This window comes from Pandoraea sp. XY-2 (assembly GCF_004193915.1).
Taxonomy (GTDB): Bacteria; Pseudomonadota; Gammaproteobacteria; order Burkholderiales; family Burkholderiaceae; genus Pandoraea; species Pandoraea cepalis.
In genome coordinates this window covers 4,922,998-4,948,647 of the sequence record NZ_CP030849.1, presented here as the reverse complement: position 1 = coordinate 4,948,647, position 25,650 = coordinate 4,922,998, and the positions used below count along the sequence as shown (strand labels likewise).

Sequence of the window (25,650 nt, the reverse complement as noted above, 5' to 3'; positions counted from 1 at the left end):
ACATGACTGATTCGCGCACGACCTCACCTACGACACGTCGGGGCGCCGCGGGCATCGACGGCGACGTCGGCTCGCGCAGCGCGGAGTTCGCGCGCGCCAGCGGTGCCGCCCTCTCCGGCGAGCGCGACTTCGCTTTCTCGCTGACCGATTTCGGCCGCATCCGCAATCTGATCTATCAGCGCGCCGGGATCGCCCTGGCGGAGCACAAACGCGAGATGGTGTACAGCCGCATCGCGCGGCGCCTGCGCGCGCTCGGCATGACGAGCTTCACCGAATACCTCGACATGCTCGAGGCCGACACCGGCGAGACCGAATGGGAGTCGTTCACCAATGCGTTGACGACCAACCTGACGTCGTTCTTCCGCGAGTCGCATCATTTCCCGCTGCTGGCCGACTTCGTGCGTCAGCGGGCCAAACCGATCTCGATCTGGTGCTGCGCGGCGTCGACCGGCGAAGAGCCGTATTCGATTGCGATGACGCTCGTCGACACGCTCGGCACGCGGCCCAGCGCGAGCGTGCTCGCCACCGATCTCGATACGCAGGTGCTCGCGCGGGCATCGAGCGCGGTCTACAGCGGCGAGCAGACCGGCAAGCTCTCGCAAGAGCAGTTGCGCCGCCACTTCCTGCGGGGCACGGGGGCCAACGAGGGCAAGATCAAGGTGCGTCCGGAGCTGCAGCAACTGGTGACGTTCGCGCCGCTCAACCTGCTCGCGCCGTCGTGGCAAATCGGCGGGCCGTTCGACGTCATCTTCTGCCGCAATGTGATGATCTATTTCGACAAGGCCACGCAAGCGCGCATTCTCGAGCGCTTCGTGCCTTTGCTCAAGCCGGACGGCTTGCTCTTCGCCGGGCATTCCGAGAACTTCACGTACGTGAGTCAGGCGTTCCGGCTGCGCGGACAGACGGTGTACGAGCTGGCGGGCTCGAGCGCGCGAGGGGCCTGACATGACGCAGCCACTGGCCGAGGCGCTCGCCACCAACCACTACTTCGACAATGCGTTCGACACGCAGGCGGTGAAGCTGCTGCCGTCCGAGTACTACGTCACGACCGAAGACATCATGCTCGTGACGGTGCTCGGGTCGTGCGTGGCCGCGTGTGTGCGCGATACCGTCACGGGTATCGGCGGCATGAATCATTTCATGTTGCCCGACGATGGCGAGAGCGAGCGCAACCGAATACTCTCGGCGTCGATGCGCTACGGCGCTTACGCCATGGAAATGCTCATCAACGAGCTGATCAAGCTCGGCGCACGGCGCGAACGGCTCGAGGCGAAGGTCTTCGGCGGCGGCGCGGTGCTCGCGGGCATGACCACGCTGAACATCGGCGATCGCAATGCGAACTTCGTGTTGCGCTATCTGGAGATGGAGCAGATTCGCGTCACGGCGCAGGATCTTCTCGGACCGCATCCGCGCAAGGTATGCTTCTTGCCGCGCACCGGGCGGGTGATGGTCAGAAAGCTGGGCGACCGGGGCGACCCGGCCATTGCCCAGCGCGAACAGGCGTACGCGCAGCGACTGCGTGCTCGCGAAGTCCGGGGTTCCGTAGAACTCTTTGCGCCACCGGCCAGAAACGCCAAGCCTCGGCCGGGGCCTGACAACCGACAAATGGAGGAGGCTTGAGCGAACCTATCAAAGTCCTGTGCGTGGACGATTCCGCACTCGTGCGCAGCCTGATGACCGAGATCATCAATGCGCAACCGGACATGACCGTTGTGGCGACCGCCCCCGACCCGATCGTGGCGCGCGACCTGATCAAGCAGCACAACCCGGACGTGCTCACGCTCGACGTCGAAATGCCGCGCATGGACGGGCTCGACTTCCTCGAGAAGCTCATGCGTTTGCGTCCGATGCCGGTGCTCATGGTGTCGTCGCTGACCGAGCGCGGCTCGGAAGTCACGCTGCGCGCGCTAGAACTCGGCGCCGTGGACTTCGTGACGAAGCCGCGCCTGGGCATTCGCGACGGCATGCTCGAGTACGGCGAGATGATTGCCGACAAGATTCGTGGCGCCGCGCGTGCCCGCGTGCGCAGCGCCCCGCCCAAGAGCGCGACGCCCGTGCCGGTCGAAGCGGCGCCGCTGCTGCGTAACCCGCTGGTGTCGACGGAGAAGCTGATCATCATCGGCGCGTCGACGGGCGGCACGGAGGCGATCCGTGAGGTGCTCGTGCCGATGCCGCCGGACGCCCCGGCGATTCTGATTACCCAGCATATGCCGGCGGGCTTCACCAAGTCGTTCGCGCAGCGCCTGAACGGCCTGTGCCGCATTACGGTGAAGGAAGCCGAGCATGGCGAGCGGGTGCTGCCGGGCCACGCGTACATCGCGCCGGGCGGCGACACCCACTTGCAGCTCTCGCGCAGCGGCGCGAACTATGTGGCCTTGCTCGACGCGGCGCCGCCGGTGAATCGACATCGTCCGTCAGTCGATGTATTGTTCCGCTCCGCGGCGGTTCACGCCGGCCGCAATGCGATCGGCGTGATTCTCACGGGCATGGGCCGCGACGGCGCGGCCGGACTCGTGGAAATGCGCCGGGCCGGCGCGTACACCTTCGCGCAGGACGAGGCGAGTTGCATCGTGTTCGGCATGCCGCGCGAGGCCATTGCGATGGGTGGGGCGGAAGAAGTGGTGCCGTTGCACGAAATGGCCCGCAAAGTGCTGCATCAGGTTGCGAAATTTGGCGATCGCACCCAGCGGGTATAGTAGGGCGCTTTTTTGGCGTTTTTTCGCCGTATGCGTCGCGTCGATTTGCGGACACACTTGGGGCACCGAGTGGTGGCGAAATCTGCCCATGAATATCGCCGGCCCCGCGGGGCGCCGGCTGAATTGGAGTAATGATGGTAGACAAGAACTTGAAATTCCTGGTCGTCGACGATTTTCCGACGATGCGCCGGATTGTGAGAAACCTGCTCAAGGAGCTAGGCTTCTCCAATGTCGACGAGGCGGAAGACGGTGCGGCGGCGCTGGCCAAGCTGCGTGGCGGCAGCTTCGAATTCGTGGTCTCGGATTGGAACATGCCGAACATGGATGGCCTGACGATGCTTCAGCAGATCCGAGCCGATCCGAACCTCGCAAAGCTGCCGGTGCTCATGGTCACGGCCGAAGCGAAGAAGGAAAACATTATCGCGGCCGCCCAGGCCGGGGCGAGCGGGTATGTGGTCAAGCCGTTTACGGCCGCGACGCTCGATGAAAAGCTGGGCAAGATCTTCGAGAAAATGGTTAAGACAGGGGCGTGAGCGTGACCCACGAGGCGAGCACTGAATGGCCGGGTGAGCCCAACGGCGCTTACGTGACCGGCGAAGCGGACCCGTCCGCGCGCATGCTCATGCGCGTTGGGCAGCTGACGCGCATGCTGCGTGACAACCTGCGCGAACTCGGGCTGGACAAGCAACTCGAGCAGGCGGCCGAGGCGATTCCCGATGCGCGCGACCGCCTGAACTATGTCGCCACCCTGACCGAGCAGGCGGCGGTGCGGGCGCTCACGGCCATCGAGCTGGCCAAGCCCCTTCAGGATCGTCTCGAAGCGGACGCCAACGCACTCGACGAACGCTGGGCCAAGTGGTTCGACGAGCCGCTCGAACTCGACGATGCCCGCAAGCTGGTCGTGGAGACGCGCACGTATCTGCGCCGGGTGCCGGACGACACGCGCGCGACCAACCACCATCTGATGGAAATCATGATGGCGCAGGACTTCCAGGATCTGACCGGGCAGGTCATCAAGAAGATCATGGATGTCGTGCAGGAGATCGAGAAGCACCTGTTGCAGACGCTGCTCGAAAACATGCCGCCCGAGAAGCGCAAGGAAGCCGAAGACTCGCTGCTCAACGGGCCGCAGGTCAAGACCGACGGCCGCACCGATATCGTGTCCGATCAAGGGCAGGTCGACGACCTGCTCGCCAGCCTCGGCTTCTGAGGATTCGCCCCGCCGGCCCGTCGACGGGCTGCCGGGGCGTCGCTTTTTGACGGCGTTTCCGACCTTTGCCGGACGCCGGCGCGAAATACCGCCCAATCCCGCCTCTATTCCCCCCTTTGTGACTTGACGGTTACGGCCATAATCGGTCGCGATAGGGTGGCTTCGTCCGCCCGCAGTGGATAAGGCATGGCTGAGGATAGCGATCTCGAAAAGACGGAACCTGCGTCTCCCCGGCGCCTTGAAAAGGCGCGCGAGGAAGGACAGGTTGCGCGTTCGCGGGAACTGTCCACGTTCGCCTTGCTGGCGGCCGGGGTGGCCGGCCTGTGGATGACGGCTGACCGCATCTCGCAAGGCTTCGCCCAACTGATGCGCCACGGGATGCAGTTCGAGCCGGGCACCGCCCTCGACACCCACCGCATGCTCTCCTATGCCGCCCGCTCGGGCGCCGACGCGCTCATCGCCATTGCCCCGCTGCTCGGTGTGCTGGTGCTCGCGGCGATCGTCGCCCCGATGGCACTGGGCGGTTGGCTCTTCACCACCCAGTCGCTCGCGCCCAACTTCGGCCGCCTGAACCCGCTCAAGGGCTGGGCCGCATGTTTTCCGTGCAGGGGCTGGTCGAACTCGTCAAGGCGGTGGCCAAGACGCTGCTCGTCGGCGCCGTGGCCTACTGGGCGATTGCGCGCGACCGCGACGCAGTCATGGGGCTGATGACGCAGTCGCCCCGCGCGGCCTTGCCGTATGTGGGCGAGTTGATCGCGGTGTGCTGTGCGTTCATCGTGGCATCGCTGATGCTGGTGGCGGCCATCGACGTTCCCTTCCAGCTCTGGCAGCACTACAAGAAGCTGCGCATGACCAAAGAGGAAGTGCGGCAGGAAAACAAGGAAAGCGAAGGCGATCCGCATCTCAAGGCGCACATCCGCCAGTTGCAGCGCCAGACGGCGCGCCGTCGCATGATGCAGGACGTGCCCAAGGCCGACGTGATCGTGACCAACCCGACGCACTTTGCCGTCGCGCTCGAATACAAGGAAAACATGACCGCGCCGCGCGTGCTGGCCAAGGGCACGGATCTCGTCGCGCAGCGCATCCGCGAGATGGGCGCCGAGCACCACATTCCGATTCTCGAAGCTCCGCCGCTGGCACGGGCTCTGCACGCGCACGTGGATATCGGTCAGGAAATTCCAGCGACGCTTTACACGGCCGTGGCCGAAGTGCTGGCGTGGGTCTTCCAGCTTCGCCGCTGGCGCACCGAGGGGGGCGCCGCGCCCGTCACCCCGTCGGATCTGCCGGTGCCGGCCGAACTCGACGCGCCGCGGCGCGCCGGGTCGAAACGAGTGTAACGAATGAACCTCAATCCTCGCGCGAACCAGCTACTGCGCTCGTCGCAACTGCTCCTCGGCGGCAATCTGAAGTCACTCGCCGCGCCGGTGCTGATCATCATGATTCTGGGCATGATGATCCTGCCGTTGCCGCCGTTCATCCTGGATCTGCTCTTCACGTTCAACATCGCGTTGGCGGTGATGGTGCTGCTCGTGAGCATGTACACGCAAAAGCCGCTCGACTTCGCGGCGTTCCCGAGGAGCGTGCTGCTGTTCTCCACGTTGCTGCGTCTGTCGCTGAACGTGGCGTCCACCCGCGTGGTGCTGCTCGAAGGCCATACCGGGCCGGACGCCGCCGGCAAGGTGATCGAGGCGTTCGGCCACTTCCTGGTGGGGGGTAACTACGCGGTCGGTATCGTGGTGTTCATCATCCTCGTGGTCATCAACTTCATGGTGATCACGAAGGGCGCCGGGCGCATCGCCGAAGTCGGCGCGCGCTTCACCCTCGACGCGATGCCGGGCAAGCAAATGGCCATCGACGCCGACCTGAACGCCGGACTGATCGGCGAGGAGGAGGCGCGCAAGCGTCGCTCGGTGATCGCCCAGGAAGCCGACTTCTACGGCTCGATGGACGGCGCATCGAAGTTCGTGCGCGGCGATGCGGTCGCCGGTCTGCTCATCATGATCATCAACATCGTCGGCGGGCTGATCGTCGGCGTGGCCCAGCACGGGCTGGATATCGGCATGGCGGCGAAGAACTACACGCTGCTGACCATTGGCGACGGTCTCGTCGCGCAGATCCCCGCGCTGGTGATCTCGACGGCCGCCGGTGTGGTCGTCTCGCGCGTGGCCACCGATGAAGACATCGGCCAGCAGGTCGTCTCGCAACTGTTCAGCAATCCGCGCGTGCTGGGGATCACGGCGGCGATTCTCGGTCTGATGGGCTTGATTCCGGGCATGCCGCACTTCGCCTTTCTGCTGCTGGCCTTGGGGCTGGGGCGCTCGCTCGCTATCAGTTCCGCCGCGCCGAGGCCGAGAAGCAACAGGCCGCGCGTCCGACCCCCGTGGCGTCCAGCGCGCCGGCCGAAGTGGCCGAAGCGTCGTGGGACGACGTGGCGCTCGTCGACCCGCTCGGACTGGAAGTCGGCTATCGGCTGATTCCGCTCGTCGACCGCAATCAGGACGGCGAATTGCTCAAGCGCATCAAGGGCATCCGCAAGAAATTCGCTCAGGAAATCGGCTTTCTCGCACCGGTGGTGCACATTCGCGACAACCTGGAGCTGCGTCCGAACCAGTACCGCATCACGCTCAAGGGCGTGGTCATCGGCGAAGGCGAAGCGTATCCGGGACAACTGCTCGCCATCGATCCGGGGCAGGTCAGCGCGCCACTGCAGGGCACGCCCACGCGCGATCCGGCCTTCGGCTTGCCGGCGACGTGGATCGATGTCGGTCAGCGCGATCAGGCCCAGGCGTATGGCTACACGGTGGTCGATGCCGGGACGGTGGTCGCCACCCATCTGAACCACCTGATCAACGCCCACGCGCATGAGTTGCTGGGCCGTCAGGAAGTGCAGCAGCTCATCGAGCGCATCGGCAAGGACGCGCCCAAGCTCATCGAAGATCTGGTTCCGAAGACGATCGCGCTCACCACGTTGCAGAAAGTCTTGCAGAACCTGCTCGAGGAGCAGGTGCCGATTCGCGACATGCGCACGATCATCGATACGCTCGCCGAACACGGCGCGCGCGTACAGGACGCCCACGACCTCACGGCGCTGGTGCGCCTGGCGCTCGGCCGCGCGATCACGCAAAGCGTGTTCCCGGGAAGTGGCGATCTCGAGGTGGTGGGGCTCGACGCCAATCTCGAACGAATTCTTACGCAGGCGTTGTCGGCAGGCGGTGGCACGGGGCTGGAGCCGGGTCTCGCGGACACGTTGCTGCGGGAAACGCAGGCCGCCGTGGCACGTCAGGAGCGTCAGGGCCTGCCGTCGGTACTGCTGGTCCAACATCCGCTGCGTTCGCTGCTCTCGCGCTTCTTGCGCCGCAGCCTGCCGCAGCTCAAGGTTTTGTCGTATGCGGAAGTGCCTGATACACGGAATGTGAAAATGACGGCACTCATCGGAGGTCAAGGGTGAAGATTCGGAAATTCTTTGCGGGCACGTGCCGCGATGCACTGCGCCAGATTCGCGAGGAAATCGGACCCGATGCGGTCGTGTTGTCCAATCGCTCGGTCGCCAATGGCGTGGAAATCGTCGCGTTGGCGGAAGAGGATCTTGACGCGCTCGCGGGCGGCGACATGCCGACCCACCGGCCGCGTCCACGCCCGGCGGTGCCTGTCGCCCCGGTCGCTGCCGTCACTGGCGCGCCGATCGCGGCGGCCCACGATGCCGGGGCAACGAGCGCGTTTGCTCAAACCATGATGGATGAACTTCAGAGCATGCGCGGCTTGCTGGAAGAGCAGGTCGCCGGGCTGGTCTGGAACGACAAGCAACGTCGTTCCCCGGCGCAGGGCGAGATTCTGCGCACGCTGCTCGCCGCCGGGTTCTCGGCGCAACTGGGCCGGGCGCTGCTCGAACATCTGCCGGAGGGCGGCGATCTGGAGAGCGGCTTGGCATGGGTGAGGCGCGCGCTGACGCGCAATCTGCCCGTCATGCCGAACGAAGACGAACTGATGGACCGCGGCGGCGTGTATGCGCTGATGGGGCCGACCGGGGTGGGCAAGACCACCACGACGGCCAAGCTTGCGGCGCGCTGCGTGATGCGGCACGGCGCGGAGAAGCTCGCGCTGCTCACGACCGACAGCTATCGTATCGGCGGGCATGAGCAACTGCGCATTTACGGCAAGATTCTCGGCGTGACGGTGCATGCGGTAAAAGATGCCACGGACCTGCGTCTGGCGCTGACCGAATTGCGCAACAAGCACATGGTGCTGATCGACACGGTGGGCATGAGCCAGCGAGACCGTACGGTGCCGGAGCAGGTGGCGATGTTGTGCGGCGCCGAGACGCCGGTGCAGCGTCTGTTGCTGCTCAACGCCACGAGCCATGGCGATACGCTCAACGAGGTGGTACACGCCTACCGCAGCGCGAGCGCGCAAGGCGGTGGCGATCTGGCAGGGTGCATTCTCACGAAACTCGACGAATCGACCAATCTCGGGTCGGTGCTCGATACGGTGATTCGCCACCGATTGCCGGTGCATTATGTGTCCACGGGACAGCGTGTGCCGGAGAACCTGCACGTGGCCGACAAGCCGTTCCTGATCGACACCGCACTTTCCGCGCCGGTCACAGGCTCGCCGTTCGTGCCGGCCGAAGAAGACCTGCCGGCCGTGGTGCGCGGCGTCGACCCCCAATACAGCGGGCTGTTCGCGCCCGCACAACCCTCAGGCGAGGCTTGCTTTGGTTAAGCTCGTACTCGATCAAGCGGAAGGTCTGCGCCGACTCGTGGCGCGTCACGCCACGCGCATCGTCGCGGTGGTGGGGAGTGCGCCTGAAGCGGGTCAGACGAGTGCCGCGCTGAATCTGGCCAGCGCCCTGGCGCATCACGGTCAGGATGTCGTGCTGGCCGACGAGAGTGGCCATGCGGCGCCGGCGCTCGGTCTGCCGCTGCGCGGCGACATTCACGACGTGCTGGCCGGACGCGTGTCGCCCGAAGCGATTCGCGTGCACACGCGCGACAACGTGGTGGTGGTGTCCGTGGCGCATCGGCATCCCGAACGCATTGATCCGTTGCGTGCGCTGCCGCTGTTGACGACCGGCGAGCCCGACGTCGTGGTGATCGATTGCACGCACGCCGGGGCGGTGCTCAGTCCGCTCGCGGCGCACGCGCACGATGTACTGGTGGTGCTGGGGTGCGAGCCGGCGTCGATCACGGGGGCGTATTCGTGGATCAAGCAGGCGCATTTCGAGTATGCGTTGGCGCAGTTCCGGGTGCTGGTGAATCGCGCGGAGGATGTGGAGGCGCGCGTGGTGTGCCGCAATCTGGCCACGACGGCGAGCCGTTATCTGGCGGTGTCGCTGGAGCTGGCGGGCCATGTGCCGATGGATCGGCAGGTCGTGCGCGCGCGGCAATTGACGCGCACCGTGGTCGATGCGTTCCCGATGGCGCCGGCGGCGGTGGCGTATCGGCAATTGGCGGCGCAGGTGATGCATTGGCCATTGGCCGTGCGAGAGACGGGGCTGGCCGCGCTGGGCGCCGGGGTGGGTGACATCGGCGGCGAGCGCGGCAACGACATAACGCTTGGCGTGGGCGCGGTGAGCGCACACACGGCCTGAGCGACACGGCACGCGTCGAGAGGAAGCGGAGGGAAACATGTATACCGCGAGCGGGAAGGTCGACACGAACGACACGCTGACGCAATACGCGCCGTTGGTGCGTCGTTTGGCGCTGCAACTGATGGCGAAGCTGCCGGCGAGCGTGGAATTGGAAGATCTGATTCAGGCGGGCATGCTCGGGCTGCTCGATGCGGCGAACCGGTATCAGGAGACGCAGGGCGCGCAGTTCGAAACCTACGCGAGCCAGCGCATTCGTGGTGCGATGCTCGACGAGTTGCGCGAGCTGGATTGGGCGTCGCGCGGCATTCGCAAGACGGCGCGTCAGATCGAGAAGGCGGTGCAACGACTGGAGCAACGGTTGGGCCGGGGGCCGTCGGAGAGCGAGATCGCGGGCGAGCTGTCGATCGGTCTGGCCGAATATCAGCAGATGCTGCAGGACGTGCATGGTTGCCAGCTGGTCTATTACGAGGATTTCGATTCGGCGGACGAAGAGCCGTTTATCGACCGGATCTGTGCGAATCCGGGCGCCGATCCGCTGACGATGTTGCTCGACGAAGGCCTGCGCGGCGGCGTGATCGATGCGATCGATCGGCTGCCGGAGCGCGAGAAGTTGCTCATGAGCCTGTATTACGACCAGGGCTTGAATCTGCGCGAGATCGGCGCGGTGCTGGAAGTGAGCGAATCGCGCGTCTGCCAGTTGCATAGCCAGGCGATCTCGCGCCTGCGCACAACGTTGCGTGAGAAGGCTTGGACGTCGGCGAGTTAAGGTGCCGGGCGGGTGTCCGATGGGCGGAAGGGGTGCGCTCGACCGACTCGGCTGTGGCTCAATGGCCTCTGGCTTAGCCATTGCGGTGGGCTCGAAGGGCTCGTCGGCGTTCTCTCAATGACTTGAGCAAGCCATAAAGACTGATGGAGACCCAGAAGACCTCGATGAGCAGCGAGGCCGGATTCGGGTTGTACGCGAGCGAGTAGACGATCATCGCCGATCCGCACAGATTCAAGACGGAATAACGATAATCGTTGGTGGGGAGCGTTCCGAGAAGATTCAGGAAATAGGCCGCGACGACGAGGAGCGCACCGGCGATGCCGACCCCATCCGCCATGGCTGCTGTCGTCATGTCAGGCGCCCACGGCGATAGGCTTTCCGACAAATTCGTGGTCTGGGTTCATGGAGTCTCCCTGTTGGATGCGTTGCCAAGACAGGGAAGTGTGACCCGATGAGCCGCGATATTTGGGGAGGTGACGATGGCATCTTCTGCACGGAGCAGCGAGAAAGCGTTCGGCGTGCGACCTTTTCTCGCCGTTTGACGAGACGGGGCGACTCACCGTCTTTCGGATAAGGCCCAGGCAATCTGGCCGTTGTGTGCGACGGTGCGGACTTCGAAGCGTTAAGCCACACTCATTTAGCCAAGCCCTCGGGAGTTCGTTTTCGAGGGCTTTTTTGCATTTGGGCGCGGCAAGGTTCCAACTTTTCAGACAAATCGGCCTTGAATGAATGGTGCTATTATTGGCACCGTTCTGGCATGCCGTCCTCATCCAAACTTCTCGCCAAGATAGCTCGCGAACCCGCCAATGTGTGATTTGTCGAGTTGGTGTTTCTCTGCGAAGCCTACTTTGGTGCGCCGCGTCGGTCGGGCAGTCACACCCTCTTCAAAACGCCATGGCATGGGAATCCTCGCATCAATTTGCAGAATTCGGGAGGCATGGCGAAGGTTTATCAGGTGCGCCAGGTCTTGAATGCCATCTGCAAATTCGAGGGCCGAGATCATGAACATTAATCATTACACCTACCGTCTGACCTGGTCGCCGGAAGATGGTGAACACGTCGGGCTGTGTGCCGAATTCCCATCGTTGTCCTGGCTCGATGCGACGCCGGAAGGGGCGTTGGACGGTATCCGGAAGGTGGTGACGGAGGTAGTCGCCGATTTGCAGGCGAATGGGGAAACGGTGCCGGAACCACTGGCCGAGCATCGTTACAGCGGTGAATTTCGCGTGCGCATCCCGCCAACGCTACATCGCGCATTGGTCATCGAAGCGGCAGAACTGGGGGTCAGCCTGAATCGGCTGGCGAGTCTTAAGCTTGCGGCGAATTAGATCGCGTCAAGCCGTAGTCAGGCCGTAACGCTGCCGCCGCTCGATCGCGGGGCGGTGCGGCCATCGGGGCCGTAGAGCGGGGCGTTCTGTTGCGGACCATACAACACGTTCAGCGCCTGCTGCGTGTAGGTCAGACGTGTGCGAATCAGCACGCCATTCGTTTCATTGGCACGCTTGGCTTCGATCGCCGCGTCCAGCAGCGCCTTCCACGCGGCGTCGATGCCGGTGTCGGCAGCGGCCGCCGCCGTGGCGCCCGACTCGTCCGGACGATAGCCCAAGGCTTCCAGCTCGGTGTCGCGTTCGCGCCCAAGGGCCGCGAGGTCGGTCACGGCTTGCGTCTTGCGCTCGGTCAACTCCGGCAGCGCGTCGAGCATGCCATTGACCAATGCCTGCTGTTCCTCGAGAAGCAGCGTCGAAAACGCGCGAATGGCGTTCGTTTCGGCGGCGAGAGTTTTCAGCAGGGCGTCAGTGGTCATGACTTCGATTGCGTGGAAAGCAGATCGCGCGCGGTCGCAATGAGGCCGTCCGCAATCTTGCTGGGATCAATGACGAGCTTTCCTTCGGAGATGGCCTGCTTGATCGCGGCCACCTTGGCCACGTCAATATCGGCAGACCCCGTCTTCGCCAGCGCTGCCTGTAAGGCGCGCATCTCCGACGACAGCGCGCTCGCGCTCACGTTCGCGCCGCTGCCCGTGCTGGCGACAGACGCGTTCGTGCCTTCGGCGCTCGCCGTGGCGGCAGTCGTCCGGTCGGTCGGCGCCTTGCCCGGACCGACACCAGTCAACGGATTGGCGGGTGGTTCGATTTTCATATGCTTTCCCCTGAAACCTGCCTGTGTAACGGCATCGCCGGGCGCAACTTTAGGTAAGTTACATCCTGTTACCCGATCCTGCGACCGACCGATTTCAGTGAATTCTAACCCGTAGTGAGTGTTTGCTTACAGGGCAACTTCCACTTCAACGCTCCCATTCTTGCCGGTCTTGACGGTCCCACTGACGAGCTGACCGGCGCGGGTGCGCACCTGAACGGGATCGCCGGCGCTGGCACGCGACAGCACCTGTCCTTCGGTACTCACCTCGAAGCCCGAGCCGCGCGAGACGACGCGCACGGTTTGTCCCTGCTGGACGGCGATCGCGCTGCGCAGCAGATCCGAACGGATCGGCAGGCCAGACGTGATCCGGTTCACCGCCACCGTGCCGATGATCTGACCGGCATCGGTCGCCACCGTGCGCGGCAGCAAGGTGAGATCGCCCTGACGCGGTGACAGATCGTTTGGCCCGATGGCTTCGCCCGGGTTGATCTGACGCGCGGCAACGAAATACGTGGCGGTGATGCTCACGCGGGCCTGAAGGTAGAGCGTCCAGGGACGCTCGCCCGCGCAGCGCACGCCGACGGTCGTCGACCCCCACAGGCGCGCGCCCGGCGGCAGAAAGGGTTCGAGGGCGGCGCAGGCCGGCATCCGATTTGAAACGGCGTCACCCACCGTCAAGCTCACACGTCCCGGCAACCCTGTCGTCTGCTCGCGCAGGAAACGTTCGGCCGTCTGACGGATGACTTCGGTGTTCTGGAACTGGGACTGAACGGCGGCGCCGGCGGCCTCGGGGACTTGCGCCGCGGCCGCCACCCCGACATTCGAATTGGCATTCGCCGTTGTGACCGTCGCCGCCACATTCCGGGCCGCGTTCGACACATTCGACACGTTCGAGGCGATACCGCCCGCTGCGGCATTGTTGCCGGGAATGACCACGGCGCCGGGGCCGAGTGTGTTGCCCAGATGCTGCGCGGCCGGGTCGGTGGCGACACCTGCGGCAGGCGAGGCAGCCCGCGCAAGACCCGGTAAAGCGAGACTCGTCAGACTCAGGGCGACGGCGAGCAGGCCGGATCGCACGCACGTGCGAACGCCCTGCCGCAGCGCGCTGCGCGCGCGAGGGGCACTGGCGAGACCGCCGCCGAATTTGCCTGCCATGCTCACTCTCCTTCGTACGCGGCACCCGAGCGGTGTGCCGGGTGGCTGGCGCACGCCCTGCGCCGCGCCGTGAAGCCGACGGCACCGGGCAGCGTTCCGATGCCTGGGGGGCGAACCCCGCCCGATGCCGTCAGGAAGCCATTCTAGAGATGTCGCCAACCGGGGCATGGCCCGAAATGGCGGTCAATGTCCTGCCTATTCCCCGATTGAATCCCGAGGGGTACGCATACGATGCAAAGCATGCCAAAAGGTCCGCGCTTTTTCCGGACCCCGGCAGGACATGCCGTCTGCGAACCGCTGCGAGACCCGCCATCAGTGCTGAGCGGACGTCCCCTGGTGACGAGACGGCCAGGCTTCTTGTGCACTACCCGCATCAAGGCAAGCATCGGGCGAGACGAGATCATGGACAAACTGGACGCGGCATTGCGATTTTCTCAGCAGGCGCTGGCCATGCGCGCCTACCGCCAGGAGGTGATCTCGTCGAACATCGCCAACGCGGACACGCCGGGATACAAGGCGCGCGATGTCGATTTCAACAACGCGTTGAACCAGGCGGTCGAGCGCGGCGCACAGCAACAACTGGCGGCCGAATCGAGTGTTTCGCTCTCGCGCACCTCGTCGCGCCACATCGCCGGGCGCGGCGTGAGCATGGCCCCGCCGATGGGCGGTCCCGAGCTGCTGTATCGCGTGCCGTACCAACAAAGTATCGACGGCAACACCGTCGAACTCGATGCCGAGCGTGTGAACTTCGCCGACAACGCCGTGCATTACCAAACGGGCCTCACGGTCCTGTCCAGCCAGATCAAGACGATGCTGGCCGCCATTACAAGTCAAGGGTAAGCGCCATGCCGCTGATGAGCATCTTCGATGTCGCCGGATCGGCCATGACTGCGCAGTCGCAGCGCATGAACGTGACGGCGAGCAATCTCGCCAACGCCGAGTCGGTGACGGGGCCGGACGGTCAGCCGTATCGCGCCAAGCAGGTCGTGTTCCAGGTCAACCCGGTCGAGGGCAGCAACGTCGGCGGCGTGAAAGTGGCCGGCGTGGTCGAGGATTCGTCGCCGCTCAAGACGGTGTACGACCCGAAGAACCCAGCGGCCAATGCCCAGGGCTACGTCACCATGCCCAACGTGAATCCGGTGGAGGAGATGGTCAACATGATCTCCGCTTCCCGCTCTTATCAGGCCAACGTCGAGGCGCTCAACACCGCCAAGACGCTGATGCTCAAAACCCTCACGGTCGGCCAGTAAGGGGCCGCGCGGAGACCAGAAGATGGCAAGTATCAATACGTCGAACGCCGCGAACTTATCCCAGACGTTCCTCGACTCGATCAACGGCACCGCCAGCAGCAGCTCCAGTTCGTCCGCCGGGAGCGCAAACGACCTGCAAGGCAGTTTCCTGAAGCTGCTCGTTGCGCAGATGAACAATCAGGATCCGCTCAATCCGATGGACAACTCGCAGGTGACTTCGCAGCTCGCGCAGATCAGCACGGTCTCGGGCATCACCCAGTTGAATACCACGCTCTCTTCGGTGACCTCGCAGCTCAACTCGACGCAAAGCCTGCAAGCCTCGGCGCTCGTGGGCAAGGGCGTGCTGATTCCGGGCAGCAGCGTCGGGGTAGGCAGCACCACGGCCACGGACGGCACGGTCACGAAGACCGCCACCCCGTTCGGCTTCGAACTGCCGAGCGACGCCGACACGGTGACGATCCAGATCAAGGACAGCACGGGCAAGGTCGTACGTACGGTCAACGCGGGCGCGCTCGACGCTGGCGTGCAGGCCCTTACGTGGGACGCCAAGGATGACGCGGGCACCGCCGTGGCCGATGGCAAGTACACGGTCGCGGTGACTGCCGCGGCTAACGGCAAGGCCGTGACGCCGACGCTGCTCTCGTACGCGCAGGTGCAAAGCGTGGTGGCCAGCACGACCGGCGCGCCGCTGCTCAACGTGGGGACGGGCTCGAACGTCAAGCTCTCCGATGTGCGCGAAATCCTGTAACTGGCCCCATCGACCCCGCACGGCTTAAGCCTTTAACCGTTTCCATTGCGACAGACGTCGTCGACCACCGAATTTCAGGAGTATCCACATGGCCTTTTCGACCGGACTGAGCGGCCTGAACGCCGCCTCCAAAGACCTGGACGTCATCGGCAACAACGTTGCCAACGCGGCCACCGTCGGTTTCAAGCAGGGTGAGGCACAGTTTGCCGACATCTACGCCAACTCGCTGTACGGCGCGGGCAACAACACGGTGGGCATCGGCACGCGTGTGGCGGGCATTGCCCAGCAGTTCACGCAGGGCGACATCACCGTCACGAATCGTCAGCTCGATCTGGCCGTGTCGGGTAACGGCTTCTTCCGCATGTCGAACAATGGCGCCATTGCCTACACGCGCAACGGTCAGTTTTCACTCGACAAGAACGGCTACATCGTCGACACCAACGGCGACCGCTTGACCGGCTATCTGGCCGGCCCGACCGGCATCATCAACAGCGTCTCGCCGGTCGATCTGCGCATCCCGACGGGCGACCTGTCGCCGACGGCCACATCCAAGATCACCGCTCAGTTCAACCTCGACTCGCGCAGCGCTGTCAATACGACGGCGTTCTCGATTACCGACCCGAACTCATACACGAACGCCACGTCGCTCAAGGTCTACGACTCGCTGGGCAATTCCCACGACGTGAACCTGTACTTCGTGAAGTCGAGCGTGAACGCCGTGACCAACAATGCCACGTGGTCGGTGTACGCTTCGACCGACGGCACGACCCAGGTGGGTGCCGGTCCGATCGGCACGCTGACGTTCAACTCGGCCGGCAGCCTCGTGTCGCAGACCGACTCGACCGGCGCCGCCGTGACGGGCCCGATCACGCTGCCGACGATCAACTACGGTAACGGTGCGTCGAGCGCCAGCATGACGCTCGACATGTCGGGCACCACGCAATACGGAAACACCTACTCGCCGAACAACCTGACGCAGAACGGCTACACGTCGGGCCGACTGACCGGGTTCACGTTCAGCGCCGACGGCACGATCGTCGGCACGTACTCGAACACCCAGTCGATGGCGCTGGGACAGGTGGCGTTGGCGAACTTCAACAACGTGCAGGGGCTGATCCCGCAGGGCAACAACCTCTGGCAAGAGTCGGCCGCGTCGGGCATTCCGATCGTCGGCGTGCCGGGCGGCACCAACCTCGGCAAGCTGCAGTCGGGCGCCGTCGAAGCGTCGAACGTCGACCTGACGGCGGAACTGGTTCACATGATCACCGCGCAGCGCAACTACCAGGCCAGCGCGCAGACGATCAAGACGGAAGACCAGTTGATGCAGACCATGGTCAACCTGTAAGGCGGAACCGAGGACATGCATAACTTGCACGGGGGCCGTCGATGGATCGTCTGATCTATATCGCCATGACTGGCGCGAAGCAGGCGATGGAGCAGCAGTCGACCACCGCCAACAATCTCGCGAACGTCTCGACGCCGGGCTTTCGCGCCCAGCTCGCGGCGTTTCGTCAGGCGCCGGTGCGCGCGCCAGACGGCACGACCGGCACGCGGACCTTTGTCGCCACGTCCACGCCGGGTACCGACTTCACGCCCGGCGCGATGCAGCAAACGGGCCGCCCGCTCGACGTGGCCATCCAGGGTCAGGGCTGGCTCGCCGTGCGCGATGCGCAGGGCCGCGAAGCCTACACGCGCGGCGGCAACCTCGAGATGACGGCCGACGGGCAACTCACGCTGCACGGGCTGCCGGTCATGACCGACGCCGGGCCGGCCGCCGTGCCGCCGGGCGCGGCGGTGAGCATCGGCACCGACGGCACGATCTCGGCGCTGGGGCAGGGCGATCCGCCCAACTCCATTGCCGTGATGGGCCAACTGAAGTTGGTCAATCCGCCCGAGAACAATCTGGTGCGAGGCGACGACGGGCTGTTCCGCACGGCGAACAACGCGCCGGCGCAGGTCGATCCGAACGTCGTCGTCGTGGCGGGAGCGATCGAGAACAGCAACGTCAATCCGGTCACTGGCCTGGTGAACATGATTTCGCAGTCGCGGGCCTTCGAGATGCAGATGAAGATGCTGCAGACGGCCGACACCAACGAACAATCCGCCAACCAGTTGCTGAACTTCAGCTAACGGCCGTGTGGCGCGCCGGATCCGAGGGGACCCGCGCGCCGCGACCGTACACGGGGAGAAACACCACATGATCCGTTCGCTCTACATCGCTGCTACCGGCATGAACGCCCAGCAGACGAACATGGACGTGATTTCGAACAACCTCGCCAACACCAGCACGAACGGCTTCAAGAAGGGCCGTGCGGTGTTCGAGGATCTGCTGTACCAGACGCTGCGCCAGCCCGGCGCCCAGTCGTCGCAGCAGACGTTGCTGCCGTCGGGCCTGCAATTGGGCACGGGTGTGCGCCCGGCCGCGACCGAGCGCATCTTCACGCAGGGCAACCTGACGCAGACGAGCAACGCCAAGGACGTCGCCATCAACGGCGACGGTTTCTTCCAGGTGCTCATGCCGGACGGCACGACCGCCTACACGCGCGACGGCTCGTTCCAGGTCGACAACAACGGCCAGCTCGTGACGGCGTCGGGCTATCCGGTGCAGCCGGCCATCACGATTCCGGCGAACGCGCTCTCGCTGACCATCGCGCGCGACGGTACGGTCTCGGTCACGCAGCCGGGCAACACGGCCAACGTGCAGATCGGTACGTTCCAGCTCGCCACGTTCATCAACAACGCCGGTTTGCAAAGCCTGGGCGAGAACCTGTACGCCGAGACGGCCGCCTCCGGCGCGCCGAACGTCGCACAGCCGGGCACCAACGGCGCGGGCGTGCTCAACCAGAACTACGTCGAAACGTCGAACGTGAACGTGGTCGAAGAGCTGGTGAACATGATTCAGGCGCAGCGCGCCTATGAAATCAATTCGAAGGCGGTCACGGCATCCGACCAGATGCTGCAGCGCCTGACGCAGATGTAAGCGGTGCGCCGCAGAAAGCCCCAAAGAATGAACGTCGAAATGTCAGCTCAAACGACCGTTAAGCATCGCGGCGCAGGCCTCGCCCGGTTTCTGGCGCTGGCGGCCGTCGCCGCGTTGAGCGGTCTGGCGGGCTGCGCTTACATCCCACAGGAACCGGTAGTGAACGGGCCGACGACCACGCGCCCGCCGCCCCGCCGATGTCGGCCGATCCTGAAGGGTCGATCTACCGCCCGCTTTACTCGAACCGTCCGCTGTTCGAAGACCGTCGTCCGCGCAACGTCGGCGACATTCTCACGATCGTCATCAACGAAAACACGGCGGCGAGCAAGAACTCGGCGGCCAACACCACCCGCGCGGGCAGCGGTTCGCTCACGCTCACCCAGGTGCCTGGGGTGATCGGTGGCGTGCTCAACAATCAGGGCCTGAACGCGAGCGGTGGCAACAAGTTCGACGCCAAGGGCGCGGCCAATGCGAACAACGTGTTCTCGGGCCAGATCACCGTGACCGTGATGGAAGTGCTTTCGAACGGCAACCTGGCGGTGGCCGGCGAGAAGCAGATCGCGATCAACCAGGGCACGGAGTACATCAAGTTCTCGGGCGTGGTCAGCCCACAGACGATCTCGGGCGCGAATACCGTGCCTTCGACGCAGGTGGCCGATGCGCGCATCGAATACCGTGGCAAGGGCTACATCAACGAAGCCGAAACCATGGGCTGGCTGCAGCGCTTCTTCCTTAATATTTCGCCATTCTGATGTCGATCATGCCGTCCCCGTCGCGCCGCGCGCCGTCCTTGCGCCACTTTCGCCAGGGCCTTCACCGCTTTGTCACCACGCTGGTCGTGGCGGGCGCGGCCGCCATGCTGCTGTGTCCGGGCGTGGCTCGCGCCGAACGTCTCAAGGAGCTGGCCTCGATTCAGGGCGTGCGCGACAACCAGCTGATCGGCTACGGTCTGGTCGCGGGCCTCGACAATTCAGGCGACCAGACCACGCAAACCCCGTTTACCGTGCAGAGCATGACCAACATGCTCTCGCAGTTGGGCATTACCGTCGCGCCAGGCACCAACATGCAGTTGAAGAACGTGGCCGCGGTGATGGTGACGGCCACGCTGCCCGCGTTCACGCGTCCCGGGCAGGCCATCGACGTGGTGGTCTCCTCGATGGGCAATGCCAAGAGCCTGCGGGGTGGCACGTTGCTCATGACCCCCCTCAAGGGGCCGGACGGGCAGGTCTACGCGCTGGCGCAGGGCAACCTGCTCGTGGGCGGCGCGGGCGCGTCGGCCAATGGGTCGAGCGTGACGGTCAACCAGTTGGCCTCGGGCCGGATTCCGAGCGGCGCCATCGTCGAGCGCGCCGTGCCGACCGCGATGGGCGGTCAACAGGGCACGGTGCAGATGGAATTGAACGTGACCGATTTCTCGACCGCGCAACGCGTGGTCGATGCCGTGAACCGCCGCTTCGGCTACGGCACCGCGCAGGCGCTGGACGGCCGCGTGATTCTGTTGCGCACGCCGAGCGATCCGTCGGGCCGTGTGCAGTTCCTCGCCCAGCTCGAAAGTGTGGACGTGCACCCCGACAACACGGCCGCGCGCGTGATCATCAACGCGCGCACCGGTTCCGTCGTGATGAACCAGAACGTGACGATCCAGCAGTGCGCGATCGCCCACGGCAATCTGTCGGTCGTCATCGACACGCAAAACAACGTGAGCCAGCCCGCGCCATTCTCGGGCGGTCAGACGGTGGTGGCGCCGAATTCGCAAATCTCCGTTCAACAGGAGAACAACGCGCTCAGGATGCTCAAGGCGGGCGCGAACCTGGCCGACGTCGTCAAGGCGCTCAACTCGCTCGGCGCAACCCCGGCCGACCTGATGTCGATTCTGCAGGCCATGAAGGCCGCGGGCGCGCTGCGCGCCGATCTGGAGATCATCTGATATGGCCGACGGCTCTCGACTCACGGGCGCGGGCAATGCCTTGCCCGACCTGACGCAACGCGCCACTTACGACATGCAGGGCCTCTCGGCCTTGCGTGCGGCCGCGCACCAGCAAACGCCGCAGGCCACGCAGCAGGCGGCCAAGCAGTTCGAGGCGGTGTTCACGCAGATGATGATGAAGAGCATGCGCGACGCCACGATGTCCGGCGGCCTGCTCGGCAGCGATCAGGAAAAGATGTTCACCGGCATGCTCGACAGCCAGCTCGCGCAGCAGCTCACGTCGAACAAGGGCATCGGCTTGGCCGACCTGATGCTCAAGCAGCTTGCCCAGACCGGCACCACGCTGCCACCCGCGGCGATGGGGCGCCAGCAGCCGCTGCAGGGCCGCGCCTACAACGCCGCGGATGCCATCGGCGTGGCCGAAGGGGCTCCCGCCGCTGCGGGCGATTTCGTCGAGCGCATGGCCACGGCCGCCCAGAGCGCCAGCGCCAGCAGCGGTATTCCGGCGCGCTTCATGCTCGGCCAGGCGGCGCTCGAATCCGGCTGGGGCAAGCGCGAGATCCGTCGCAGCGACGGCAGCACGAGCTTCAACGTCTTCGGCATCAAGGCGGGCAAGCACTGGACCGGTCCGACGGTGGAGGTCGCCACGACCGAGTATGTGAACGGCCAGCCGCGCAAGGTGATGGCCAAGTTCCGCGCCTATCGCTCGTATGACGAGGCGTTCGCCGACTACGCCAACCTGATTTCGAACAATCCGCGCTACGCGTCGGTCGTGGCGAGCGCCAACGACGCCGCGAGCTTCGCCACCAATCTTCAGCGCGCGGGCTATGCGACCGATCCGCAGTACGCCAGCAAACTGATGAAGATCATGAAGCACTTCGCCTGACCGGCGCGGGCGTCGACGGGACATCCTCGGGCGCGTCGGCCTCAATTTTGCCGGCGGGCTGCCGTAAACACATGGGTAACGGTGCGCGAACGGGCTTTCCGCCGTGGGGCGCACCCTCCCTTCAAGCCGCGAGATCATGAGCCTAATCAATATTGGCATGAGCGGGCTGAACGCCTCCCAGTTCGCCCTGAACACCACCGGCAACAACATCTCCAACTCGGGGACGGCCGGATACAACCGCCAGGTTGTCGACTACACCCAGGCGGACAGCCAGTTCGCCGGTGTGGGCTACATCGGCCAGGGCGTGCTGGTGAGCGATGTGTCGCGCGTGTATGACCAGTTCCTGTCGAACCAGGTCAACCAGGCGCAGACACAGTACAGCCAGCTCAACACCTACTACCAGCAGATCTCGCAGATCAACAATGCGCTGGGTAGCTCCACGACCGGCCTGTCGGCCTCGATGTCCACGTTCTTCACGAACCTGCAGACGATCGTGACCGCGCCGAACAACTCGGCCACGCGGGCGACGGTGATTTCGTCGGCGCAGACCCTCACGAGCATGTTCCAGTCGCTCTCGGGCACGCTGTCGTCGCTGCGCACCGCCGTGAACGGCAACATCACCCAGGCGACCACGCAGATCAACACCTACGCCAAGCAGATCGCCAGCCTTAACGACGCGATTCTGCAGGCGCAGGGCAATGGCACCCATACGATGCCGAACGACTTGCTCGACCAGCGCGATCAGGCCGTCGCAAGCCTGAACGCCATCGTGCAGACGAACGTCGTCAAGGACACCAACGGGTCGTACAACGTCTTCGTCGGCAATGGCCAGTCGCTGGTATCGGGCAACTCGGCCTATCAGATGACGACGGTGCCTTCGACCAGCGATCCGTCGCAAATGACCGTGGCCTACGTCTCCGGCAACGGCACGAAGGTCGCGATTCCGGAGTCGTCGATCAGCGGCGGCTCGCTCGCCGGCCTGTTGTCGTTCCGCAGCGGCGCGCTCACGCAGGCGCAAAACTCGCTCGGCCAGATCGCCATGTCGCTGGCCGGCACGTTCAACGCGCAGAACCAGTTGGGGATGGATCTTTACGGTCAGATGGGCGGCAACTTCTTCACGGTGCCCAATCCGACGATCATCGCGAATACCGGCAATTCGAACGCGGCCACGCTCAACGCCGGCATCACCGACGCCTCGAAGGTGACCGCAAGCGACTACTCGGTGAGCTTCGACGGCACCACCTATACACTCACGCGCCAGAGCGACGGTGCCAAGTGGACGGCGGGGGCGCCCGCCACGCCGAGCACCCCGCTGAACTTTCAGGACACCAGCGGCGCGGCATTCGGCGACGGCTTCTCGGTCACCACCTCCGGTATGGTCGCCGGCGACAGCTTCGCGATCCAGCCTACGCGCAACGCCGCGCAGAACATCGGTGTGTCCATCACCGATCCGGGCAAGATCGCCCTGGCCGCGCCGATCCTCGCTTCGACCCCCAGCACCAATAGCGGCTCGCTCAAAGTCGATCAGGGCAGCGTGGACGCCAACTATCTGTCGAACGTGCTGAGCGCACCGGTCAACTTCACGTTCACCAAGGACCCTGTGACCGGCGCACTGACGCTCGTCGCCCCGTCGCCGATGACGGTTTCGGTCAACGGCGTGACGACCTCGTATGCCGCCGGCGCCACCGTGCCGTACAACGCCGCCACGGGGGCGAAGATCACGATGAGCGGCATGACGGTCAACCTGAGCGGCACGCCGTCCAATGGCGACACGTTTACCATTTCGCCGAATACGTCTGGCGCGGTGACCGACAACCGCAACGGTCTGGCGCTGTCGGCGCTGCAGAACGACACGACCAAGGTGGGGGGCGCGCAGAGCTATGCGACCGCCTACGCGAGCCTGGTCTCGTTTGTCGGCTCGACCACGAATACTTACAAGTCGACCAGCGCGGCGCAGCAGACACTGTTGCAACAGACGCAGACGGCACAGCAGTCCAACTCTGGCGTGAACCTCGACGAAGAAGCGGCGAACCTGATCAAGTACCAACAGCTCTACCAGGCCAATTCGAAGGTGATTCAGACCGCGTCGACGTTGTTCAGCACCATCCTCCAGATCGTCAATTAAGCGCAGGGGCATCGCGATGCGGATCAGCACCAACATGATTTACGATCAGGGGATGCGCTCGATGAGCCAGAACACCTCCGATCTGCTCAACGTTCAGGCGCAACTCTCGTCGGGCAAGCGCGTGACCACGCCGAGCGACGACCCGATTGCCTCGGCGCAGGCGGTGGCCGTGTCGCAGGACAACGCCATGAACACGCAGTACGCGGCGAACCGCCAGTCCGCGAACACTCAGTTGCAGCTCGAGGACTCGACCTTCGGCAGCGTCATCAACGCGTTGCAGCACGTGATGTCGCAAGTCGTGTCGGCGGGCGACGCCTCGCTCAACGACAAGGACCGATCGACCATCGCGAGCGACCTGCAATCGAGCTTTCAGCAATTGCTTTCGCTGGCGAACACCACCGATGCCAACGGCCAGTATCTGTTCTCGGGCTTCAAGGGCAACACCGCGGCGTACATGACATCGGCCACGGGGGCGTCATACACGGGCGACTCCGGCGTGCGCTACGTGCAGGTGAGTCCGAACCGTCAGATCGCAATCAACGACGTGGGATCGAGCGTCTTCGAAAGTGTGCAGAGCGGTACGTCGGGCACGCTGATCAGCGGAAACGCCGCCAATCAGGGCACCGCCACGTATTCCACTGTCTCCACGACCAACGTGGCAGCGGCGGGCGCGAACCATCAGTATCAGATCAGCTTCGCGATAGACAACACGACCACGCCGCCCACGACCAACTACACGGTCAAGGATCAGACGGATACGACCGTGCCGGACGTGACGGGCGTCTACACCGCCGGCCAGCCGATCTCGTTCGGCGGCAAGGCGGTGACGTTCTCCGGCGCGCCGGCCACGGGCGACACCTACACCGTGCAACCGGCCACCATGGGCAGCACGAACATGTTCGACAACCTGCAGGCGCTGATCAACACGCTCAAGACGCCGGTCAGCAGCACGAACGGCACGGGCCAGGCGAACCTGGACAACGCGCTGACCACGTTCGGCCAGATGTTCAGCAACACATACGACAACGTCACGACGATTCGCACGACTACGGGCTCCCGCATGAACGAACTCTCGGCGCTCAACAACATCGGCGACACCAATTCGCTGAATTATCAGTCGCAGTTGGGCGATCTGCTCGACGTGGACTGGAACTCATCGGTAACCAAGTTCTCGCAGTTGCAGGCCGCGTTGCAGGCATCGCAGCAGAGCTTCCTGCAGACGCAGAAGCTCTCGCTGTTCAGTCTGCTCTGAGCGGTTGCGCGGGACATTGCCCGCGCCGCACAAGTCAGGACCGCAGGAAAGACATTGGGCCGCCCGGGATTGCCGGGCGGCCCAATGTCATTTTGGGGGCGTTGCGACGTCGCTCGCGCGCGGTGTTCAGGGTTTCGGGACGAAGGCCGCGGTCGTGCGGATCATCATGTCGATGCCGATGGCGATGAAGTGGTCCATCACCGGCGCAATACGCGGCATCATCAGCTCGATCACCACCAGCCCCACGCCCAGCGTGAGCGGAAAGCCGACGGCGAAGATGTTGAGCTGCGGCGCCGCGCGATTCAGAATGCCCAGCGCCAGGTTGCAGATGAGCAGCGCGGCCACGAGCGGCAGCGACAGCATGAGCGCGAGCATGAAGAGCTGGCCGCCCAGCATGGCGAGATAGTGCCAGCCCACGCTGGAGAGCGGTACGGCGGAAACCGGCAATACCGTGAAGCTCTGCACCAGCGTGGCGAACATCACCAGATGCCCATTGGTGGCGAGGAACACGAGCATGGCCACGACATTGAGCAGCATGCCGAGCACGGCGGTGCTGCCGTCGCTGTTCGGCGTGAGCAGCGTGGCGAACGACAGCCCCATCTGCAAGCCGACGAAGTCGCCCGCCATGCTGATGGCGGAGAACACGATCTGCATGCACCACCCCAGCGCCGCGCCGATCATCACCTGCTGCACGAGAATCCAGAGTCCCTCCCACGAGAACGGCGAGGCGGCGGGCATGGGGCCGAGCACCGGGGCGAGCGCCAGCGCGACAATGCCCGCGAGGCCGATCTTGACCGTGCCGGGCACGGCGGCGTCGCCGAACAGGGGGGCGCTCATCGAGAGCGCCAGCAGGCGCACGAATGGAAACAGGAACGCCGCAATGACGCCCGAGAGTTGTTCGTAAGTGAAGCTGATCAACGCGGGCGCGG

At 64.6% G+C, this 25,650-nt stretch carries 25 protein-coding genes and 3 pseudogenes; 22 read left to right on the top strand and 6 right to left on the bottom strand.

Features of this window, described 5'->3' with window-relative positions; translation table 11 throughout:
• Window positions 1-2 precede the first annotated feature (2 nt).
• From DRB87_RS22485 to DRB87_RS22440, 10 genes and pseudogenes are all read left to right on the top strand, one after another.
• Window positions 3-944: a CheR family methyltransferase gene (locus tag DRB87_RS22485; protein WP_130027577.1), complete on the top strand. Its 942-nt coding sequence runs from the start codon at window positions 3-5 to the stop codon at window positions 942-944.
• A 1-nt stretch (window position 945) separates the two neighbouring features.
• Window positions 946-1,620, top strand: a complete 675-nt coding sequence (gene cheD, locus DRB87_RS22480; RefSeq protein ID WP_017233618.1) for a chemoreceptor glutamine deamidase CheD — start codon at window positions 946-948, stop codon at window positions 1,618-1,620.
• A 53-nt stretch (window positions 1,621-1,673) separates the two neighbouring features.
• Window positions 1,674-2,696, top strand: coding sequence for a chemotaxis response regulator protein-glutamate methylesterase (locus DRB87_RS22475; RefSeq protein ID WP_240756346.1), 1,023 nt, complete (start codon window positions 1,674-1,676; stop codon window positions 2,694-2,696).
• Window positions 2,697-2,830: 134 nt separating this feature from the next.
• Complete coding sequence (cheY, locus tag DRB87_RS22470; RefSeq protein ID WP_017233620.1) at window positions 2,831-3,229, top strand: chemotaxis response regulator CheY; 399 nt, start codon at window positions 2,831-2,833, stop codon at window positions 3,227-3,229.
• A gap of 83 nt (window positions 3,230-3,312) precedes the next feature.
• Window positions 3,313-3,906, top strand: a complete 594-nt coding sequence (cheZ, locus tag DRB87_RS22465; protein ID WP_051060153.1) for a protein phosphatase CheZ — start codon at window positions 3,313-3,315, stop codon at window positions 3,904-3,906.
• A gap of 186 nt (window positions 3,907-4,092) precedes the next feature.
• Window positions 4,093-5,069, top strand: a pseudogene (gene flhB, locus DRB87_RS22460) (flagellar type III secretion system protein FlhB); the annotation flags it as partial.
• Window positions 5,070-5,246: 177 nt separating this feature from the next.
• Window positions 5,247-7,354 (top strand): annotated as a pseudogene (gene flhA, locus DRB87_RS22455) (flagellar biosynthesis protein FlhA).
• Complete coding sequence (gene flhF / locus DRB87_RS22450; protein ID WP_130027575.1) at window positions 7,351-8,625, top strand: flagellar biosynthesis protein FlhF; 1,275 nt, start codon at window positions 7,351-7,353, stop codon at window positions 8,623-8,625. Before flhA ends, flhF begins: the two are co-directional and overlap by 4 nt.
• A complete protein-coding gene (locus tag DRB87_RS22445) occupies window positions 8,618-9,493 on the top strand; it encodes a hypothetical protein (protein WP_130027574.1) in 876 nt (291 codons plus the stop codon). Before flhF ends, DRB87_RS22445 begins: the two co-directional genes overlap by 8 nt.
• Window positions 9,494-9,530: 37 nt before the next feature.
• Window positions 9,531-10,259, top strand: coding sequence for an RNA polymerase sigma factor FliA (locus DRB87_RS22440; RefSeq protein WP_017233626.1), 729 nt, complete (start codon window positions 9,531-9,533; stop codon window positions 10,257-10,259).
• Window positions 10,260-10,332: 73 nt separating this feature from the next.
• On the opposite strand, the gene DRB87_RS22435 is transcribed toward DRB87_RS22440, so the two are convergent.
• Both DRB87_RS22435 and DRB87_RS23320 read right to left on the bottom strand, forming a co-directional pair.
• Window positions 10,333-10,611 carry a hypothetical protein gene (locus DRB87_RS22435; RefSeq protein ID WP_130027573.1) on the bottom strand — a complete coding sequence of 93 codons (279 nt, stop codon included), beginning with the start codon at window positions 10,609-10,611 and terminating at the stop codon, window positions 10,333-10,335.
• Window positions 10,612-11,025: 414 nt separating this feature from the next.
• Window positions 11,026-11,262 carry a hypothetical protein gene (locus DRB87_RS23320; protein ID WP_206100045.1) on the bottom strand — a complete coding sequence of 79 codons (237 nt, stop codon included), beginning with the start codon at window positions 11,260-11,262 and terminating at the stop codon, window positions 11,026-11,028.
• Here DRB87_RS23320 and DRB87_RS22425 point away from each other — a divergent pair.
• Window positions 11,261-11,587: a type II toxin-antitoxin system HicB family antitoxin gene (locus tag DRB87_RS22425; protein ID WP_130027572.1), complete on the top strand. Its 327-nt coding sequence runs from the start codon at window positions 11,261-11,263 to the stop codon at window positions 11,585-11,587. The genes DRB87_RS23320 and DRB87_RS22425 overlap by 2 nt on opposite strands.
• 17 nt (window positions 11,588-11,604) lie before the next feature.
• On the opposite strand, the gene DRB87_RS22420 is transcribed toward DRB87_RS22425, so the two are convergent.
• The 3 genes from DRB87_RS22420 to flgA all read right to left on the bottom strand — a co-directional run bounded on the left by DRB87_RS22420 (window position 11,605) and on the right by flgA (window position 13,553).
• Window positions 11,605-12,063: a flagella synthesis protein FlgN gene (locus DRB87_RS22420; RefSeq protein ID WP_130027571.1), complete on the bottom strand. Its 459-nt coding sequence runs from the start codon at window positions 12,061-12,063 to the stop codon at window positions 11,605-11,607.
• Complete coding sequence (flgM, locus tag DRB87_RS22415) at window positions 12,060-12,398, bottom strand: flagellar biosynthesis anti-sigma factor FlgM (protein WP_017233630.1); 339 nt, start codon at window positions 12,396-12,398, stop codon at window positions 12,060-12,062. Before flgM ends, DRB87_RS22420 begins: the two co-directional genes overlap by 4 nt.
• Window positions 12,399-12,524: 126 nt before the next feature.
• The gene (flgA, locus tag DRB87_RS22410) at window positions 12,525-13,553 is read right to left on the bottom strand and encodes a flagellar basal body P-ring formation chaperone FlgA (RefSeq protein ID WP_165385393.1); all 1,029 of its coding nucleotides are present in this window, start codon (window positions 13,551-13,553) and stop codon (window positions 12,525-12,527) included.
• Window positions 13,554-13,952: 399 nt separating this feature from the next.
• Between flgA and flgB the strand changes: the two genes are divergently transcribed.
• From flgB to flgL, 11 genes and pseudogenes are all read left to right on the top strand, one after another.
• A complete protein-coding gene (flgB, locus tag DRB87_RS22405; protein WP_165385461.1) occupies window positions 13,953-14,393 on the top strand; it encodes a flagellar basal body rod protein FlgB in 441 nt (146 codons plus the stop codon).
• Between the two features lie 5 nt (window positions 14,394-14,398).
• Entirely contained in the window at window positions 14,399-14,803 is a 405-nt protein-coding gene (flgC, locus tag DRB87_RS22400) for a flagellar basal body rod protein FlgC (protein WP_017233633.1), read from the top strand.
• A gap of 22 nt (window positions 14,804-14,825) precedes the next feature.
• Window positions 14,826-15,551, top strand: a complete 726-nt coding sequence (gene flgD, locus DRB87_RS22395) for a flagellar hook assembly protein FlgD (protein WP_130027568.1) — start codon at window positions 14,826-14,828, stop codon at window positions 15,549-15,551.
• An 88-nt stretch (window positions 15,552-15,639) separates the two neighbouring features.
• Window positions 15,640-16,896, top strand: coding sequence for a flagellar hook protein FlgE (gene flgE, locus DRB87_RS22390; protein WP_130027567.1), 1,257 nt, complete (start codon window positions 15,640-15,642; stop codon window positions 16,894-16,896).
• 41 nt (window positions 16,897-16,937) lie between these two features.
• A complete protein-coding gene (locus DRB87_RS22385) occupies window positions 16,938-17,681 on the top strand; it encodes a flagellar basal body rod protein FlgF (RefSeq protein WP_130027566.1) in 744 nt (247 codons plus the stop codon).
• Between the two features lie 67 nt (window positions 17,682-17,748).
• Window positions 17,749-18,531: a flagellar basal-body rod protein FlgG gene (gene flgG, locus DRB87_RS22380; protein ID WP_017233637.1), complete on the top strand. Its 783-nt coding sequence runs from the start codon at window positions 17,749-17,751 to the stop codon at window positions 18,529-18,531.
• Window positions 18,532-18,570: 39 nt separating this feature from the next.
• A pseudogene (locus tag DRB87_RS22375) lies at window positions 18,571-19,283 on the top strand (flagellar basal body L-ring protein FlgH).
• On the top strand, window positions 19,283-20,458 hold the full coding sequence (locus DRB87_RS22370) for a flagellar basal body P-ring protein FlgI (protein WP_130027565.1): 1,176 nt from the start codon (window positions 19,283-19,285) through the stop codon (window positions 20,456-20,458). Before DRB87_RS22375 ends, DRB87_RS22370 begins: the two are co-directional and overlap by 1 nt.
• A 1-nt stretch (window position 20,459) precedes the next feature.
• Window positions 20,460-21,344, top strand: a complete 885-nt coding sequence (gene flgJ / locus DRB87_RS22365; protein WP_130027564.1) for a flagellar assembly peptidoglycan hydrolase FlgJ — start codon at window positions 20,460-20,462, stop codon at window positions 21,342-21,344.
• 136 nt (window positions 21,345-21,480) lie between these two features.
• Window positions 21,481-23,469, top strand: a complete 1,989-nt coding sequence (flgK, locus tag DRB87_RS22360) for a flagellar hook-associated protein FlgK (protein ID WP_130027563.1) — start codon at window positions 21,481-21,483, stop codon at window positions 23,467-23,469.
• A gap of 34 nt (window positions 23,470-23,503) precedes the next feature.
• Window positions 23,504-24,721: a flagellar hook-associated protein FlgL gene (gene flgL / locus DRB87_RS22355; protein ID WP_165385392.1), complete on the top strand. Its 1,218-nt coding sequence runs from the start codon at window positions 23,504-23,506 to the stop codon at window positions 24,719-24,721.
• A 126-nt stretch (window positions 24,722-24,847) separates the two neighbouring features.
• Here the strand turns inward: flgL and fliR are convergent, their stop codons facing one another.
• Window positions 24,848-25,639 carry a flagellar biosynthetic protein FliR gene (gene fliR, locus DRB87_RS22350; protein WP_017233643.1) on the bottom strand — a complete coding sequence of 264 codons (792 nt, stop codon included), beginning with the start codon at window positions 25,637-25,639 and terminating at the stop codon, window positions 24,848-24,850.
• Between the last annotated feature and the right edge of the window lie 11 nt (window positions 25,640-25,650).